General features: G+C 43.3%; 13 protein-coding genes and 2 rRNA genes. 6 read left to right on the plus strand and 9 right to left on the minus strand.

Going from position 1 to position 19,091, the window contains the following annotated elements; all coding sequences use genetic code 11:
* Nucleotides 1-158: 158 nt before the first annotated feature.
* The 9 genes from SJY16_RS00935 to dnaA form a co-directional block, all read right to left on the minus strand.
* Nucleotides 159-3,087 (minus strand): 23S ribosomal RNA (locus SJY16_RS00935).
* Nucleotides 3,088-3,440: 353 nt separating this feature from the next.
* Nucleotides 3,441-4,991: ribosomal RNA gene (locus tag SJY16_RS00940) — 16S ribosomal RNA — on the minus strand.
* Together the 16S and 23S rRNA genes form the textbook arrangement of a ribosomal RNA operon.
* Before the next feature lie 305 nt (nt 4,992-5,296).
* A complete protein-coding gene (gyrA, locus tag SJY16_RS00945; protein WP_377887196.1) occupies nt 5,297-7,864 on the minus strand; it encodes a DNA gyrase subunit A in 2,568 nt (855 codons plus the stop codon).
* A gap of 166 nt (nt 7,865-8,030) precedes the next feature.
* A complete protein-coding gene (gene gyrB / locus SJY16_RS00950) occupies nt 8,031-9,959 on the minus strand; it encodes a DNA topoisomerase (ATP-hydrolyzing) subunit B (RefSeq protein WP_377887197.1) in 1,929 nt (642 codons plus the stop codon).
* A 58-nt stretch (nt 9,960-10,017) separates the two neighbouring features.
* A complete protein-coding gene (gene remB, locus SJY16_RS00955; protein WP_377887198.1) occupies nt 10,018-10,296 on the minus strand; it encodes an extracellular matrix regulator RemB in 279 nt (92 codons plus the stop codon).
* Nucleotides 10,297-10,305: 9 nt separating this feature from the next.
* Nucleotides 10,306-11,424, minus strand: a complete 1,119-nt coding sequence (gene recF, locus SJY16_RS00960) for a DNA replication/repair protein RecF (RefSeq protein WP_377887199.1) — start codon at nt 11,422-11,424, stop codon at nt 10,306-10,308.
* Nucleotides 11,425-11,438: 14 nt separating this feature from the next.
* Nucleotides 11,439-11,651 (minus strand): S4 domain-containing protein YaaA, encoded by a 213-nt coding sequence (gene yaaA / locus SJY16_RS00965; RefSeq protein WP_377887200.1) that lies wholly within the window; start codon nt 11,649-11,651, stop codon nt 11,439-11,441.
* 189 nt (nt 11,652-11,840) lie between these two features.
* Complete coding sequence (gene dnaN / locus SJY16_RS00970; RefSeq protein WP_377887201.1) at nt 11,841-12,983, minus strand: DNA polymerase III subunit beta; 1,143 nt, start codon at nt 12,981-12,983, stop codon at nt 11,841-11,843.
* A gap of 196 nt (nt 12,984-13,179) precedes the next feature.
* Entirely contained in the window at nt 13,180-14,532 is a 1,353-nt protein-coding gene (gene dnaA, locus SJY16_RS00975) for a chromosomal replication initiator protein DnaA (RefSeq protein WP_377887202.1), read from the minus strand.
* A gap of 637 nt (nt 14,533-15,169) precedes the next feature.
* Between dnaA and rpmH the strand changes: the two genes are divergently transcribed.
* The 6 genes from rpmH to mnmE all read left to right on the plus strand — a co-directional run bounded on the left by rpmH (nt 15,170) and on the right by mnmE (nt 19,076).
* Nucleotides 15,170-15,304 (plus strand): 50S ribosomal protein L34, encoded by a 135-nt coding sequence (gene rpmH, locus SJY16_RS00980; RefSeq protein WP_048311109.1) that lies wholly within the window; start codon nt 15,170-15,172, stop codon nt 15,302-15,304.
* A gap of 77 nt (nt 15,305-15,381) precedes the next feature.
* Nucleotides 15,382-15,756: a ribonuclease P protein component gene (gene rnpA / locus SJY16_RS00985; protein ID WP_224883940.1), complete on the plus strand. Its 375-nt coding sequence runs from the start codon at nt 15,382-15,384 to the stop codon at nt 15,754-15,756.
* On the plus strand, nt 15,753-15,974 hold the full coding sequence (yidD, locus tag SJY16_RS00990) for a membrane protein insertion efficiency factor YidD (protein ID WP_377887203.1): 222 nt from the start codon (nt 15,753-15,755) through the stop codon (nt 15,972-15,974). The genes rnpA and yidD overlap by 4 nt, the downstream gene beginning before the upstream one ends.
* A gap of 63 nt (nt 15,975-16,037) precedes the next feature.
* Nucleotides 16,038-16,805 carry a YidC family membrane integrase SpoIIIJ gene (gene spoIIIJ / locus SJY16_RS00995; protein ID WP_377887204.1) on the plus strand — a complete coding sequence of 256 codons (768 nt, stop codon included), beginning with the start codon at nt 16,038-16,040 and terminating at the stop codon, nt 16,803-16,805.
* The gene (gene jag, locus SJY16_RS01000) at nt 16,802-17,422 is read left to right on the plus strand and encodes an RNA-binding cell elongation regulator Jag/EloR (RefSeq protein ID WP_377887205.1); all 621 of its coding nucleotides are present in this window, start codon (nt 16,802-16,804) and stop codon (nt 17,420-17,422) included. Before spoIIIJ ends, jag begins: the two co-directional genes overlap by 4 nt.
* Nucleotides 17,423-17,699: 277 nt before the next feature.
* Nucleotides 17,700-19,076, plus strand: a complete 1,377-nt coding sequence (mnmE, locus tag SJY16_RS01005; RefSeq protein WP_377887206.1) for a tRNA uridine-5-carboxymethylaminomethyl(34) synthesis GTPase MnmE — start codon at nt 17,700-17,702, stop codon at nt 19,074-19,076.
* Nucleotides 19,077-19,091: the final 15 nt, after the last annotated feature.

Raw genomic sequence — 19,091 nt, forward strand, 5'->3', positions numbered from 1 at the left:
GATAGCATGCAACAACGTATTCCAATATTTTTTCGCGATGTCTAGTGCCGCAGGCTATATTCTTGCCCATTTCACTCTTTCACTTCAGGCGAAAAACGCCTTCTGTTCAAGAGCTCCAATGGTCTGCGAATATGACCAAGCCTGCTTTACTTTTCGTTTTGGTTAAGCCCTCGATCGATTAGTATTCGTCAGCTCCACGTGTCGCCACGCTTCCACCCCGAACCTATCAACCTCATCATCTCTGAGGGATCTTACCAGCTTGACGCTGTGGGAAATCTCATCTCGAGGGGGGCTTCATGCTTAGATGCTTTCAGCACTTATCCCTTCCACACGTAGCTACCCAGCTATGCTCCTGGCGGAACAACTGGTACACCAGCGGTGTGTCCATCCCGGTCCTCTCGTACTAAGGACAGCTCCTCTCAAATTTCCTGCGCCCGCGACGGATAGGGACCGAACTGTCTCACGACGTTCTGAACCCAGCTCGCGTACCGCTTTAATGGGCGAACAGCCCAACCCTTGGGACCTACTTCAGCCCCAGGATGCGATGAGCCGACATCGAGGTGCCAAACCTCCCCGTCGATGTGGACTCTTGGGGGAGATAAGCCTGTTATCCCCAGGGTAGCTTTTATCCGTTGAGCGATGGCCCTTCCATGCGGAACCACCGGATCACTAAGCCCGACTTTCGTCCCTGCTCGACTTGTAGGTCTCGCAGTCAAGCTCCCTTGTGCCTTTACACTCTGCGAATGATTTCCAACCATTCTGAGGGAACCTTTGGGCGCCTCCGTTACTCTTTAGGAGGCGACCGCCCCAGTCAAACTGCCCACCTGACACTGTCTCCGCACCGGATCACGGTGCTGGGTTAGAATGTCAGTACAGCCAGGGTAGTATCCCACCGACGCCTCCACCGAACCTAGCGGTCCGGCTTCTATGGCTCCTACCTATCCTGTACAAGCTGTACCAAAATCCAATATCAGGCTACAGTAAAGCTCCATGGGGTCTTTCCGTCCTGTCGCGGGTAACCTGCATCTTCACAGGTACTATAATTTCACCGGGTCTCTCGTTGAGACAGTATCCAAGTCGTTGCACCTTTCGTGCGGGTCGGAACTTACCCGACAAGGAATTTCGCTACCTTAGGACCGTTATAGTTACGGCCGCCGTTTACTGGGGCTTCGATTCAGAGCTTCTCCCGTAAGGGATAACCCCTCCTCTTAACCTTCCAGCACCGGGCAGGTGTCAGCCCCTATACATCGCCTTGCGGCTTGGCAGAGACCTGTGTTTTTGCTAAACAGTCGCTTGGATCTTTTCACTGCGGCTCCCCTGGGCTATTCACCCGAGGAAGCACCCCTTCTCCCGAAGTTACGGGGTCATTTTGCCGAGTTCCTTAACGAGAGTTCTCCCGATCGTCTTAGGATTCTCTCCTCGCCTACCTGTGTCGGTTTGCGGTACGGGCACCTCTTTCCTCACTAGAGGCTTTTCTTGGCAGTGTAGAATCAGGGACTTCGGTACTTAATTCCCTCGCCATCACGACTCAGCCTTCACGGTGAACGGATTTGCCTATTCACCAGCCTAATCGCTTGGACGCGCATTTCCAGCAGCGCGCTCTCCCTATCTTTCTGCGTCCCCCCGTCGTTCAAACGGAAAGGAGGTGGTACAGGAATATCAACCTGTTATCCATCGCCTACGCCTTTCGGCCTCGGCTTAGGTCCCGACTAACCCTGAGCGGACGAGCCTTCCTCAGGAAACCTTGGGCTTTCGACGGACAAGATTCTCACTTGTCTTTCGCTACTCATACCGGCATTCTCACTTCTAAGCGCTCCACCAGTCCTTTCGGTCTGACTTCGCAGCCCTTAGAACGCTCTCCTACCATTGTCGTAAGACAATCCACAGCTTCGGTGATACGTTTAGCCCCGGTACATTTTCGGCGCAGCGTCACTCGACCAGTGAGCTATTACGCACTCTTTAAATGATGGCTGCTTCTAAGCCAACATCCTGGTTGTCTAAGCAACGCCACATCCTTTTCCACTTAACGTATACTTTGGGACCTTAGCTGGTGGTCTGGGCTGTTTCCCTCTCGACTACGGATCTTATCACTCGCAGTCTGACTCCCGCGGATAAATCGTTGGCATTCGGAGTTTGACTGGATTCGGTAATCCGGTAGGGACCCCTAGTCCAATCAGTGCTCTACCTCCAAGATTCTTGCCGCGAGGCTAGCCCTAAAGCTATTTCGGAGAGAACCAGCTATCTCCGGGTTCGATTGGCATTTCACCGCTACCCACACCTCATCCCCGCATTTTTCAACATGCGTGGGTTCGGGCCTCCATTCAGTGTTACCTGAACTTCACCCTGGACATGGGTAGATCACCCGGTTTCGGGTCTACGACCACGTACTATTTCGCCCTATTCAGACTCGCTTTCGCTGCGGCTCCGCCTTCTCGGCTTAACCTTGCACGGGATCGTAACTCGCCGGTTCATTCTACAAAAGGCACGCTGTCACCCATTAACGGGCTCCAACTAGTTGTAGGCACACGGTTTCAGGTTCTCTTTCACTCCCCTTCCGGGGTGCTTTTCACCTTTCCCTCACGGTACTGGTTCACTATCGGTCACTAGAGAGTATTTAGCCTTGGGAGATGGTCCTCCCGGATTCCGACGGGGTTTCACGTGTCCCGCCGTACTCAGGATCCGTCTCGGAGGGCAGCGGATTTTGACTACAGGATTGTTACCTTCTCTGATGGACCTTTCCAGGTCGCTTCGTCTATCCGTGCCTTTGTAACTCCAATGAGACGTCCTACAACCCCAGAGGGCAAGCCCTCTGGTTTGGGCTGATTCCGTTTCGCTCGCCGCTACTCAGGAAATCGCGATTGCTTTCTCTTCCTCCGGGTACTGAGATGTTTCAGTTCCCCGGGTATGCCTTCTATCTCCTATGTATTCAGAAATAGATACCATCCCATTACGGATGGTGGGTTCCCCCATTCGGAAATCTCCGGATCAAAGCGTACTTACTGCTCCCCGAAGCATATCGGTGTTCGTCCCGTCCTTCATCGGCTTCTAGTGCCAAGGCATCCACCGTGCGCCCTTAGTAGCTTAACCTTATGACTTCGTTATTAGCTTCGAACTTCTTCGTTGGCTTCATTCCTCCGGTGCTCACGTATACAAATACGCTCCGCTCCTCCGGAATTTCGCCGCCTCGAATTTCTCGCTTCTAACTCGTCATTGATGTTGCACATCGTAAGATGTGACTAACTAAGAAATAACGCAAAAAATAATTCTTTATTGGATGTCGTTGTTTATGCTATCTAGTTTTCAAGGAACATGGCTACTTCTTGAATCCGCTAATGCTTCATCAAATTAGCCTGTTTTGAAAGAATACAATCATTCTTTCAAAACTAAACGAAACGCTCATGCAAGTTTGGCAACCAATGTTGCCTCGTAATTCTCCATAGAAAGGAGGTGATCCAGCCGCACCTTCCGATACGGCTACCTTGTTACGACTTCACCCCAATCATTTGTCCCACCTTCGGCGGCTGGCTCCAAAAGGTTACCTCACCGACTTCGGGTGTTACAAACTCTCGTGGTGTGACGGGCGGTGTGTACAAGGCCCGGGAACGTATTCACCGCGGCATGCTGATCCGCGATTACTAGCAATTCCGGCTTCATGTAGGCGAGTTGCAGCCTACAATCCGAACTGAGAACGGCTTTATGGGATTCGCTTCACCTCGCGGTGTCGCAGCCCTTTGTACCGTCCATTGTAGCACGTGTGTAGCCCAGGTCATAAGGGGCATGATGATTTGACGTCGTCCCCACCTTCCTCCGGTTTGTCACCGGCAGTCACCTTAGAGTGCCCAACTGAATGCTGGCAACTAAGATCAAGGGTTGCGCTCGTTGCGGGACTTAACCCAACATCTCACGACACGAGCTGACGACAACCATGCACCACCTGTCACTCTGTCCCCCGAAGGGGAACGTCCTATCTCTAGGAGTGGCAGAGGATGTCAAGACCTGGTAAGGTTCTTCGCGTTGCTTCGAATTAAACCACATGCTCCACTGCTTGTGCGGGCCCCCGTCAATTCCTTTGAGTTTCAACCTTGCGGTCGTACTCCCCAGGCGGAGTGCTTAATGTGTTAACTTCAGCACTGAGGGTGGAACCCCCCAACACCTAGCACTCATCGTTTACGGCGTGGACTACCAGGGTATCTAATCCTGTTCGCTCCCCACGCTTTCGCGCCTCAGCGTCAGTTACAGACCAGAGAGCCGCCTTCGCCACTGGTGTTCCTCCACATATCTACGCATTTCACCGCTACACGTGGAATTCCACTCTCCTCTTCTGCACTCAAGTCCCCCAGTTTCCAATGGCCCTCCACGGTTGAGCCGTGGGCTTTCACATCAGACTTAAGAGACCGCCTGCGCGCGCTTTACGCCCAATAATTCCGGACAACGCTTGCCACCTACGTATTACCGCGGCTGCTGGCACGTAGTTAGCCGTGGCTTTCTGGTTAGGTACCGTCAAGGTACCGCCCTATTCGAACGGTACTTGTTCTTCCCTAACAACAGAGCTTTACGACCCGAAAGCCTTCGTCACTCACGCGGCGTTGCTCCGTCAGACTTTCGTCCATTGCGGAAGATTCCCTACTGCTGCCTCCCGTAGGAGTCTGGGCCGTGTCTCAGTCCCAGTGTGGCCGATCACCCTCTCAGGTCGGCTACGCATCGTTGCCTTGGTAAGCCATTACCTTACCAACTAGCTAATGCGCCGCGGGCCCATCCTACAGTGTTAGCTCGAAAGCCAACTTTCAACGTTGCATCATGCGATGCTATGTATTACCCGGTATTAGCTCCGGTTTCCCGGAGTTATCCCAGTCTGTAGGGCAGGTTGCCCACGTGTTACTCACCCGTCCGCCGCTGAGAAATAGGAGCAAGCTCCTATTTCTCCGCTCGACTTGCATGTATTAGGCACGCCGCCAGCGTTCGTCCTGAGCCAGGATCAAACTCTCCGATAGAAAGTCTAATCTAGCTTTAAAACTTGTTGTTTCCGTAGAAACAATTTCTTGCATGGCGTTTCGTTCAGTTTTCAAAGATCGATTTGTTTCTTTCGTTTTCGCCGTGTTTATCGGCGACTTAATTAATATATCATGGTAATCATGATCCCGTCAACAACTTTCAACAAGTTTTTTATGATTGATTTGAAAGGAGTGAATAACGCCTCTCAAAGCGACGGAATTACATCTTACCATGGACATTTAGTAGACGCAAGGGGTAAATACAAAAAAATAAGAAGAAGGAAAACCTTCTTCTTATCTCACCGTTATTCTTCGCTATCGTCGGAAGATTCATCGCTTCCTTCAACAGTTGTATTTTCATCTTCTTCATTAACTTCTTCAATCGTTTCTACTATAGAATCAGACTCTAAAGCTTCCTCTTCTATATCCTCACCTTCTATACCCTCTTCATTAATCTCCACTTTAGCAACAGTTGCAACAGAGTCACCTTCTGTAACGCGGATTAATTTAACACCTTGAGTATTACGACCAGTTTGAGAAATGTCTTTAACGTCTATTCTTATCACGACGCCACTCTCAGTTATGATCATACATTCCTCATCAAGAGTTACGGTTTTCAATGAAGTGAGTAAACCGTTTCGATCTGTTAAGTTACAAGTCTTAATTCCTTTACCGCCACGAGTCTGCACACGATATTCATCTGTCGGAGTACGTTTTCCATACCCTTTGTCAGTAACGATCAGAACATCCTGATCTTCATCTAGCGTTCCTACTCCCACAACACGATCGTCTTTTTGAAGCGTAATACCTTTTACGCCAGTGGCTGTTCGGCCCATGGATCGTACATCAGTCTCAAGGAAGCGAATTGCCATTCCTTGTTTCGTACCTATAATAAGCTCTTTAGAGCCGTTTGTAAGACGAACGCCCATCAACTCATCATCTTCTTTGAAGTTGATTGCGATTAGACCGCCTTTGCGGATGTTTCCGAACGCTGATAGAGGAGAACGTTTGACAACACCTTGCTTTGTGACAAAGAATACGTACCAGTCATCAACGAATTCTTCAACAGGAATAATTGCTGTGATGTATTCATCTTTCTCAATTTGAAGCAAGTTGATGATCGGTATACCCTTAGCTGTTCTACTAAGGTCAGGAACCTCATAACCTTTCAACCTATACACTTTTCCTTTATTAGTAAAGAAGAGAATCGTATTATGAGTCAAGGTTGTGAAGAGGTGCTCTACAAAGTCACCATCATTCGTTCCCATCCCTTGTATGCCTCGGCCACCACGTTTTTGACTCCGATACGTGTCAATTGGAAGGCGCTTGATATAACCGTTGTGTGTCAACGTAATTACGATATTTTGCTTCGGAATTAAGTCTTCATCTTCGATCATATCAAACCCGACTGTAATCTCAGTACGGCGTGGATCTGCAAACTTCTCTCTTACTTCTAAAAGTTCTTCACGAATAATTTCTAGTACTTTTTCTTCGTCAGCAAGAATGGCTTTTAGTTCAGCGATTTTCGCCATCAGTTCTTTATATTCATTCTCAATCTTATCTCTTTCAAGTCCAGTAAGTCGTTGAAGTCGCATATCAAGGATAGCTTGTGCTTGATCATGACTGAGTGAGAACTTTGTCATTAAGCCTTCTCTTGCGATATCCGTTGTCTCAGAAGCTCTAATAAGTGCGATGACTTCATCAAGGTGATCAAGTGCTATACGAAGTCCTTCAAGGATATGTGCCCTTGCTTCTGCTTTATTAAGTTCAAACTGAGTTCTTCTTCTAATAACAACCTTTTGGTGCTCAAGATAATGTTCAAGACATTCCTTTAGGGTCAACACCTTCGGCTGGCCGTCTACTAGAGCCAGTGTATTGATTCCGAAGCTAGTTTGCAGCGCCGTTTGTTTGTATAAGTTGTTTAATAGAACGTTCGCATTCGTATCTTTACGTACTTCGATCACTACTCGCATACCGTTACGATCGGATTCATCGCGAAGATCCGTAATGCCCTCTATTTTCTTATCTCGTACCAACTCAGCAATTTTCTCTACTAGACGAGCTTTGTTCACCTGATAAGGAAGTTCATTTACGATAATGCTCTTCTTACCATTAGAATATTCTTCTATCTCTGCTTTTGCACGCTGGATAATAGAGCCTCTTCCAGTTGTATAAGCTTTACGAATTCCTTCACGACCAAGAATTTCAGCTGCAGTAGGAAAATCCGGTCCAGGAATATACTCCATAAGTTCAGGAATCGTCATTTCAGGGTTTTTACTAAGCTCAAGAAGACCATCGATCACTTCACCTAGGTTATGAGGTGGAATATTCGTCGCCATACCTACCGCAATACCAGAAGCCCCGTTAACAAGGAGGTTAGGGAATCTTGCAGGAAGTACGATTGGCTCACGTTCAGATCCATCATAGTTATCTTGATAATCAATCGTATCCTTATTGATATCTCTTACCATTTCCATTGAAATTTTAGACATTCTAGCTTCTGTATAACGCATTGCAGCAGCTGCATCACCATCGATGGATCCGAAGTTACCATGTCCATCTATCAACATGTTTCGATAGCTGAAGTCTTGTGCCATTCTAACCATGGTATCGTATACGGCAGAATCGCCGTGCGGGTGGTACTTACCGATTACTTCCCCTACAATACGTGCAGATTTCTTATAAGCTTTATCTGACGTCATTCCAAGGTCATTCATCGCATATAAGATACGACGGTGTACCGGCTTTAGGCCATCACGCACATCAGGTAGAGCGCGGCTAACAATAACGCTCATCGCATAATCCATGAAGGAGGTGCGCATTTCCTGACTAATATTTATTTCTTTTACTCTCGATCTTTCCATATCAGACATACGGAAAACCTCCAATTGTACTCTTGTTCATCTTTTACGTAAGATTGCTCTTCAGTGAAAACTGGACTTTTGCACAATCTTTGAAAGCCACTATATTTTTCATTAGCAATAAATATCGTTAGTTACAAGAAGAAAAAGGGGATTTTCTCCCCTTTACTTTTGAAACTTATACATCAAGGTTTTTAACGTAATGAGCATTATCTTGAATAAAGTTTCTTCTCGGTTCTACCTTATCACCCATCAACATGTTAAACACTTCATCAGCTTCGATCGCATCCTGCATATTCACTTGCAGTACTGTACGGGATTCAGGATCCATCGTCGTTTCCCAAAGTTGAGTTGGATTCATTTCACCAAGACCCTTGTAACGCTGAATTCCCGGCTTAGGATTCTTCGGAATATCTGCAAGAACGATGTCTCGCTCACGTTCGTTGTATGCATAAGTAATCTTCTTACCTTGCGTAATTTTATAAAGTGGTGGCTGCGCGATATAAATATAGCCATTTTCGATTAACGGACGCATGTAACGATAGAGGAACGTTAGTAACAGTGTACGAATATGCGCTCCATCAACGTCGGCATCCGTCATGATAATAACCTTGTGGTAACGAGCCTTTGAAAGATCAAAGTCTTCTCCAATTCCAGTTCCTAGCGCAGTGATGATGGCGCGAACTTCATTGTTTGAAAGAATCTTATCAAGTCTCGCTTTTTCTACGTTAATGATTTTACCTCTTAGCGGTAAGATTGCCTGAAAGTGGCGATCACGTCCCTGCTTTGCAGATCCTCCCGCTGAGTCACCCTCAACAACATAAAGTTCAGAAATAGAAGCATCTTTCGATGAACAGTCAGCTAGCTTACCTGGTAATGAGCTGACCTCTAGTGCTCCTTTTCTTCTTGTAAGTTCTCGTGCTTTCTTTGCCGCTGCACGGGCTCTTGAAGCCATTAACCCTTTTTCAACAATTTGTTTACCTACAAGAGGATTTTCAAATAGGAATGTAGAAAACTTCTCTGCAAAAACAGATTCTGTAATCGTTCTTGCCTCAGCGTTCCCGAGCTTGGTTTTCGTTTGACCTTCAAACTGAGGATCTGGATGCTTGATTGAGATGATTGCAGTCAATCCCTCACGCACATCATCACCCGTTAAGTTAGGATCATTCTCTCTAAATAAGCTGTTCTTTCGTGCGTAGTCATTGATAACTCTCGTCAAAGCGGTTTTAAATCCATATTCATGCGTACCGCCCTCATGTGTGTTGATGTTATTTGCAAAAGAATAAATGTTGCTTGAGAAACCATCATTATACTGAACAGCTATCTCAATTGAGATTCCTTCACGTTCACCTTCAACAAAAATAGGTTCTTCATGCAGAGCTTCGCGAGTGCGGTTTAAATGTTCTACATAGGATTTAATACCGCCTTCATAATGATATTCAAAAAGGCGAACTTCTTCCGGACGCTTATCTTCTGCATTGATTTGAATGCCGCGGTTTAAGAAAGCCAGTTCTCTTAAACGATGGGAAAGGATATCAAAATCATATTCAATCGTTTCCGTGAAGATTTCGGTGTCAGGAATGAAGTGAATAGTCGTTCCTGTAATGTCACTCTCACCTATAACTTTAAGGTCCTCATCTGGAACACCTCTTGAGAAGCTCTGGTAATATACCTTCCCGTCTCGTTGCACAGTAATTTCTAGCTTTGAGGATAGTGCGTTTACAACAGATGCACCAACTCCATGTAGTCCACCTGAAACTTTGTAACCTCCGCCGCCAAACTTACCACCTGCGTGCAGTACGGTCATAATAACTTCAACAGCCGGACGCCCCATTTTCTCATGGATACCAACAGGAATTCCTCGCCCGTTATCCTGAACAGTTATACTATTATCTTTCTCTATACTTACGGTGATTTCCGAACAATAACCCGCAAGTGCTTCATCAATACTATTATCAACAATTTCCCAGACAAGATGATGCAGTCCGCGTCCACTGGTTGAACCGATGTACATACCAGGACGTTTTCGAACAGCCTCAAGGCCCTCGAGAACTTGGATCTGGGTTTCATCATATGTTTGCTTATTAGATTGCTGTTCTAATGTCATATCGATCACCTACATTTCTCTATCAAAGATAGACTCTGATCCAGTTTATTAACTGGCTTTATGATGATTCTCCTCGAATCGTTGTTTCAACACTGTCTGATACGGTGTACGCTCTTCTTTTCAACGTTAGTGAAGATAGTGGGGATAAAAATACCATATCCGTCGTAAGAACGATTGATTTCGTTAGATCGCCACCAATGTCTTCTACAAGCTTATCCTTAGAGTGCCGATGAAGAAATTCGGTCGTAATTTCAGCTTCCTCCATTACGTGCCAATCGAATATTCCAACCACATCTCTGGACTGCACGACGACATCTTCTCCTAAGTGTATAAACACATCTTCACCTCATTTCACTTTATCGATCAGCCCGTCTTGAACCTGAAAGGTCGTTGCTTTCTCTAACGTTTCATGATTGATACCTTCAACGCTAGTTGTTGTGACAAAAGTCTGCACCTTACCTTGAATTGTATTTAAAAGATGAGACTGTCTGTAATCGTCTAATTCTGACAGTACATCATCGAGAAGAAGCAACGGATACTCACCAACTTCACTATGAATCAATTCAATCTCAGCAAGCTTTAACGATAAAGCAGTTGTTCGCTGTTGCCCCTGAGAACCATAGGTTTGAACATCCTTTCCGTTGACAAAAAACGACAAATCATCCCTATGCGGACCTACAAGCGTGACACCGCGATCCACTTCTCTTTCTTTTATCTTATCAAACTTTTCTTTATATCCATCTACTATTTTCGACAAATCCGCAGATTCTGATACCTCAACAGTTGGATTATACTTGATTTCTAACTTTTCAAGTCCTCTGCTAATTCCATAATGGATGGGTTCAGCCCATTTTTGAAGGAGTCGAACGAATTTCACTCGACGCTGATAGATATTCGCAGCTGATTCAATCAATTGATCGGTAAGTATCTCTAACATCACATAATCAGGGTTCTTTTGATACCGAAGATCTTTCAACAAACTATTTCGTTGTTGAAGTAATTTAAGATACCGACCAAGGTAATAAAGGTATACAGGTTGAACCTGTCCAAGCTCAATATCAATGAAACGCCGACGAACACCTGGATTTCCTTTTACAAGGTTTAAATCTTCAGGTGCAAACATAACCACATTTAATGCGCCTATATAGTTGCTTAGCTTTTGTTGTTCCAATTGATTTAATTTAGCTTTTTTACCTTTATGGGAAATGACCAGCTGGAGGGATAGGGGACCGTTTCTTTTCTCTACTCTACCTTCTATTTTAGCATACTCCTCATCCCAATTGATTAATTCTTTATCTCTTGGTGTTCGATGGGATCTTGCCATCGCGAGTACATAAATTGCTTCCATGATGTTTGTTTTCCCTTGAGCATTCTCTCCCAGAAAAACATTTACATTGTTTTCAAATGCCAGTTCTTGCTTACCGTAATTACGGTAGTTCGTAACTGTTAACGTGTTTAGATGCAACGGGATACCCCCATTCAGCTAGTTACAACAAACTCTCCTACTCCAGGAATCATAACTTTGTCCTGATCATAGAGTTTCTTTCCTCGACGATCTTCTAATTCTCCGTTCACATACACTTCATACTCTGACAAAAACCATTTGGCCATACCGCCAGTATCTATAACCCCGGCTTCTTGAAGAAGTTGTCCGAGTGTAATATGTTCTTTTATCAATTTAACTTGTTCCATGCTATTCACCTCAATTGTCCTTTTGAATATGTTCATTCATATTCAGTTTCAAGGATGCCAATAGTTTATTATACCTCTTTTTCACCAAAAACGCATGAAAAATAGCTGAAAAATTTATTAAGAATACAAAAAACAAGCTGCCAGAATGAAAAACCCTGACAGCTTGTTGAATATTTCAGTAAAAAAAGATTAATACGTTCTAACAGGAAGAATCAGCTGCATGATCGCTGCCCCTTCGATTGGTTTAATTAAGAAAGGACGCATTGCTCCAGTAAAGCTAATGTTTACTTCGTTAGAGTCCATAGCTCTTAAAGCATCCATCATGTATTTCGCACTGAAGGAAATTTTCAATTCCTCACCATCATAAGAATGAGCTTGTACTTGCTCAATTACTTTACCAATCTCAGGTGAATTGGAGGAAATCTCGAGTGATGACTCTTCAAGGCTTGCAAGCTTTACAACGTTGTTTCGGCCTTCTCTAGCTAGAACTGAAGCACGATCAATTGCTTGAAGTAGTTCTTTCGCTGAAACCGTTACGTTTGTTTTACTCTCATTTGGGATCAAACGGCTTGTGTCTGGATAGTTGCCGTCTAAGAGTCTTGAGAAAAACAGAAGGTTGTTGGCTTTGAAAAGGATTTGGTTTTCAGCAACTGTAATATCGACTAGGTCTTCATTGTCATCGATGATTTTGGAAAGCTCACTCAAACTCTTCCCAGGTATTACAACATTGGAAAATGCAAGCTCATTGCTGTTTGGCTCAACCTTTACAGATCGTAGAGCTAGTCTGTGACTGTCTGTTGCAGTACAGTTTAACTCATCGTTTTCAAGCTCCCAGTTTACACCTGTTAACACCGGTCTTGTTTCAGAAGTAGAAACAGCAAAAACTGTTTGTCTAATTATATTCTTCAGTAGATCAGCTTGGATTTGGAATCCTTCTTGAGCTTCTACTTCAGGTAAACGTGGATATTCTTCTGGGTCTAGTCCATTTAAATTGAACTCTGAAGAGCCAGAACGAATTCTAGTTGTTAAGCTATCGTATACTTCAATTTCTACTTGGTCACCTGGTAGTTTCTTTACAATGTCAGAGAAGAAACGAGCTTGAAGTACGATACTTCCCATCTGAGAAATCTCGACGATTTGTTTATCGTTTTCTTCTGACGGTATAAAGCATTCGATTGAAATGTCAGAGTCGCTTCCTGTTAATGTTACCCCTTCATCACTAGCAACAATTTTGATTCCTGTAAGGATAGGAATAGTCGTTCTTGAAGATACGGCTTTCATTACATCTGATACGTTCGATACAAGATGATCTCTTTCAATCGTAAAACGCATAATTTACCTCCTAAATAAATGAACCTGATTAGTATAATTATTATTAAAAAATATCGTAGTCTTACTAGTAGGGGCTGTGAATGTGTGGATAAGTATACACAACCCCTTGATACGAAAGTTATCCACCTGTGGATAGAGTGTTAGTAACTCTCCCATTCTGTGCACACTTTATTCAGTAGTATCCACATAACGAAGGTTAACCGTTTTTTAATTGCTCGACAATATCTTGCAATTTTTTCTGAAGATCGTGATCAGAATCAAGCAGTCTTGAGATCTTCTCATGCGCATGAATGACAGTCGTATGATCTCTCCCACCAAATTCTTCTCCAATCTTTGGAAGGGAGAAATCAGTGAGCTCTCTAGAAAGATACATCGCTATCTGCCGAGGGAATGCTACTGATTTCGTTCTTTTTTTAGCAGCAAAATCCTCAAGTTTTACAGAGAAATGGTCTCCAATAACCGTTTGAATATTATGGATAGTGATTACTTTCGGTTGAGAAGAAGGAATGATGTTCTTTAACGCTTCAGCAGCGAGATCAGCGTTCATATCTTGATTGATAAGAGATGAATAAGCGACTACGCGAATCAATGCCCCTTCTAACTCTCGAATGTTCGTATCGATTTGGTTTGCGATATAGAGCATGACTTCATTCGGGATATCGAGTCCTTCAGCTTTTGCCTTCTTCCTTAAAATCGCAATTCTTGTTTCTAGATCAGGAGGAGTAATATCCGTAATTAAACCCCACTCAAAGCGAGAACGAAGTCGGTCCTCTAATGTTGGAATTTCTTTGGGAGGTCTGTCACTAGAGATGACAATCTGCTTACTTTCCTCATGAAGTGCGTTAAAAGTATGGAAAAATTCCTCTTGTGTTTGTTCTTTTCCAGCAAGAAACTGAATATCATCGATTAGTAGAACATCTACATTTCGATATTTATTGCGAAAATTTACTGTTCTGTTGTCCCGAATCGAGTTAATGAACTCATTTGTGAATTTTTCGGAAGATAGATAGACCACTTTAGCGTTAGGATTATGATCGATTACATAGTGCCCGATTGCATGCATTAAGTGAGTCTTCCCTAAACCTACTCCACCATAAATGAATAATGGGTTGTATGCTTTTGCTGGTGCTTCCGCTACAGCAAGAGATGCTGCGTGCGCAAACCGATTTCCAGATCCAATAACAAACGTGTCGAATGTATATTTAGAATTAAGCATGCTTTGAGGATTCTCTTCCTGAGCAGGTTTCGCTTTTGGTTTTTTCTTCATTGCTTGTTCAATATCAAGGTCATCATCAGATTTTGTCTGAGGAATGATGAATTTTGCCCTAAGTTCACTGCCGGTCAATTCAAGGAGTGTCTCCGTAATAAGACTTGAATATCTAGATTCTAGCCAATCCCTTGCGAACTCGTTGGGTGCTGTAATAATAATGGTGTCGCCTTCCATCCTGTTGGCGGAAGTTGACTTTAGCCATGTTTCAAAGCTCGGTTTACTAAGTTTCTTTTCGATTTCCGCTAGCGCTTGTTGCCAGAGATCCGTGATGTTTTCCAACGAAGTCCCTCCTTCTGTTTGCAAAATAAAAACAGGCTGTCACCGCTGGCGCTTATCGCCCTCTCTGCCAACGTACAACCTTTGTATAACCATCTGAATATAATGTAATAAATATACCGTCCACAATTTTTAAGTGTGTCATATAATATAGAAGAAAGTCGAATTATCGACTGTGTTCACAGGTTTGTGGACAGGCTCATAAACACCTCTTAATAAATGTCCACATATTTATCCACAAGTTGTGGATTGAATTTATAGCTCATAGTCTTGTCAACGAGTTAAAACACAAATATCATAACAAAATAATCCCTTTATTGCAATGCTTTTCGATTAGTTATCCACAGAGAGCATATCTTGTGGATTTAAGATGTCCACAACGCTAGATTTTGTGTAGAAGCTGTCGATAAGGTATGTGAATAAGTGGAAAGTGTCGAAAAAAGTTATCCACACGGTTTTGGCGGGGGATAGTGTAGAATGAAATTGGAGGGATTGAAGGATCTTGATGAACCCTCTTAAAACATTGTCGATCATGTTCACTTACCAAAGAGTTTTCAATAGAACTTGACATATATAGCCTCTCTTTTTATAATGATTTAGACTGTCTTTATACAGTTTATCCTCAGGGAGGTGTAATAGAATGAAAAGAACGTTTCAACCAAACACACGTAAACGTAAAAAAGTTCACGGTTTTCGTGCACGTATGAGCTCAGCTAACGGACGTAAAGTTCTCGCTCGTCGTCGCCGTAAAGGTAGAAAAGTATTGTCTGCATAGACCACTGATCATCAGTGGTCTTTTTTCAAGATAAGGTTTATAATGTGCTTATCCAAGCAACACTGGGAGTGTGCGGATTGAATAGCAACTACCGGATTAAAAAAAATTCAGAGTTCCAGAGTGTTTTCAAAAAAGGAAACTCTACTGCAAATAGGCAATTTGTTGTTTATGTAATGAAAAGAAATGATCAACCTCATTTTCGATTAGGTCTTTCGGTAAGCAAACGAATAGGGAATGCTGTAACGAGGAATAGAGTGAAACGACTCATTCGTGAATCTTTTCACCAGCTTTCAGATGATATCCAGGTACCTTATGATTTTGTAGTAATTGCTCGAAAGCCTGCATCGGAAATGAATTTAGAAGAAGTGAAGAGCAGCTTGATTCACGTGTTGAAACGAGCACGTGTATATAAAGGTGCAAAACGGAATGGAAAAGGAAGGGGTACAAGATGAAACGACTGGCTATGTTGCTTATTCGCGGATACCAGAAGTTGATATCACCTTTGACTCCTCCATCATGTCGATTTTACCCGTCTTGTTCCCAATACAGCTTGGACTCCTATCAAAAACATGGGTTTCTAAGAGGTACATGGTATACGGTTAGGAGAATATCGAAGTGCCATCCGTTTCATCCTGGAGGATTTGATCCAGTTCCAGATAAAAAGAATTAAGGCAGTGCTTTACTTACATAAAGGTATTGTAATTGTCGAGTTTGATTGCAAGGAGGATGAAGCGTGAGGAAAAAAGTAACCCTCGCATTTCTATTGATTGGTCTCGTTGCGGTGCTGGCCGGTTGTAATATTAACGAACCAATTAATGCAGATAGCACAGGATTCTGGAGTATTTATGTCGTATTACCATTATCTAAGGTCTTAACGTTTTTTGCAGACGCAACAGGTGATGGGAATTACGGACTATCTATTATTATAGTTACGATCCTAATTCGTCTTGTATTGCTACCATTAATGATTAAACAAACGAAGAGTTCAAGAGCAATGCAGGATTTGCAACCTCAGATGAAAGAACTGAGGGAGAAGTACAGTAGTAAAGATCAGAAGACACAACAGCAGCTTCAACAAGAAATGATGCAGCTTTTCCAAAAGAATGGTGTAAATCCACTCGCGGGTTGTCTTCCGATTTTGGTTCAGATGCCAATACTACTAGGTTTTTACCATGCGATAATGAGAACACAAGCAATTGAAACACACACTTTCTTGTGGTTCAGTCTTGGACAGTCTGATATCACGCTTGCCTTGCTTGCTGGTATTACAACGTTTATTCAACAAAAGATTATGATGGGTAGCGGTGGAGCAGTTCAGCCTCAAATGAAGATGCTACTTTATGTTATGCCGATCATGATTATCGTATTCGCAATCAATTTCCCTGCAGCACTTGCCCTTTACTGGGTAGTAGGTAACATCTTTATGATTGCTCAAACTTACTTTATTACGAGACCTGCCAAGAAAACCGCTAGTACGGATACGGAGGGAGCGAAGAAGTGAGAAGCGTTACGGTAACGGGGAAATCAGTTGAAGTAGCGTTGAAAGATGCGCTATCTCAACTTGGAACTGTAGAGGAACAAGTTGATATTGAAGTGATTGAGGAGCCCAAAAAAGGGTTCTTAGGATTTGGAGGAAAACCAGCACGTATTAAGGTGATCGAGAAACCTGATGTGCTTGAACAAACAAAAGCTTTCTTAGAAAAAGTAATTAGTAATATGGGAGTTGAAGCCAGTATAGAAGGAGAAAAGAAGGATCGTGATCTTTTCTTTACCTTATCTGGTGAAAAAATCGCTATACTAATAGGGAAACGCGGCCAAACTCTTAACTCGCTGCAATATCTTACAAACCTCGCCGCGAACCGATTTTCAGATCGTTTTGTAAGGGTGGTTCTTGATGCAGAGAACTATCGACAAAGACGAGAGGATACGCTGAAGAAATTAGCTGATCGTCTTGCTGACAAAGCGATTCATACGAAAAGGGAAGTACAGTTAGAACCGATGCCTTCGCTAGAACGGAAAGTGATTCACCTTTATTTAAAGGACAAAAAGGGAATCTCTACTCACTCTGATGGAAATGATCCACAACGCCGTGTGGTAATTGTTCCACGTAATAAATAATTTCAAACCTTCGGGCTATTGTCCGAAGGTTTTTTATGGTGTTCACCCCCTGAATGTGGAACCGATTTGCAGTTCAGGAACTGCTTTCAATTCTAGAGCCTTGTTATTTCTTTTTTCGCAAAAATGGGTTACACTAAAAGGTATTGTGGATTAATCTCTGTCTTTTTTTGAAAGAGTTATCCACTGTGGATAATTGGTTAAACTAATACTAGTCTTCAATCATATAAGAAATATAGTAAATAGATCATCATTTTTATAGATAAGAGAGGTGAACAAAATGGAATATGAAACGATAGCAGCGATATCGACCCCTATGGGTGAAGGGGCGATTGCAATCGTACGGTTAAGTGGTTCTGAAGCAGTAGAGATTGCTGATAAGCTCTATAAAGGTGCAAAACCGCTAGGAAAAGTAGACTCTCATACCATTCACTATGGACACCTTATCGACCCGGATACAAACGAGTTAGCTGAAGAAGTCATGGTTTCTGTCATGAGGGGGCCTCGAACATTCACAAGGGAAGATATTGTCGAAATTAATTGTCATGGTGGACTTGTATCAGTCAATCGCGTTCTGGAACTTGTATTAAGAAGTGGTGCAAGACTGGCTGAACCAGGGGAATTTACTAAACGAGCTTTTCTCAACGGTCGAATCGATCTTTCTCAGGCAGAAGGTGTCATTGATCTTATTCGAGCAAAAACTGACAGAGCGATGAATGTGGCTTTGAATCAAATGGAAGGTCGTTTATCTTCGTTGATTTCAACGCTTCGAAGGCAATTACTCGAGACTGTTGCACACGTTGAAGTGAATATCGACTACCCAGAGTACGATGCAGAAGAAATGACTCAGGAGCTTTTAACAAATCAGTTAAAAGAGGTTGAAGAGGAGATCAGACGCATCCTCGTCACAGCGAGACAAGGTAAAATCCTAAGAGAAGGACTTTCTACTGTTATTGTAGGAAGGCCAAACGTAGGTAAATCGTCTTTATTGAACAGTCTTGTTCATGAAAACAAAGCGATTGTCACAGATGTACCTGGTACAACAAGAGATGTGATCGAAGAGTATGTGAACGTAAGAGGAGTACCGTTGAGACTCGTCGATACGGCTGGTATACGTGAAACCGAAGATCTTGTCGAAAGAATTGGAGTAGAACGATCTAGAGAGCGTTTGAAGCAAGCAGATCTCATTTTACTCGTTCTTAATCATAACGATGAACTTACTCACGAAGATGAACAGCTTTTCAAAGCAGTCGAGGGTATGGATGTGATCGTTATCGTAAACAAAACAGATCTTGAAGAAAAGCTTGATATAGAGAAAGTGAAACAGTTAGCGGAAGAGCATCCGATTATTACGACTTCCTTAAAGAATGAACAGGGAGTAGATGAGTTAGAACAATCTATTTCTGAACTATTCTTTGAAGGAGCGGTTGAATCACAGGATTTAACCTACGTATCGAACTCCAGGCACATTGCATTACTTGAGCAATCTAGGAAAACTCTAGCAGATGCCTTGAGTGCGATTGAAGCGGGGATGCCGGTTGATATGGTTCAGATTGATATTACTCGAACATGGGAATTACTAGGGGAGATCATAGGCGATACGGTATCTGAGAGTTTGATCGATCAGTTATTCTCACAATTTTGTCTTGGGAAATAAGTATATAAAAGGAGG

This window comes from Alkalihalobacillus sp. R86527 (assembly GCF_042466185.1).
Classification (GTDB): domain Bacteria; phylum Bacillota; class Bacilli; order Bacillales; family Guptibacillaceae; genus Guptibacillus.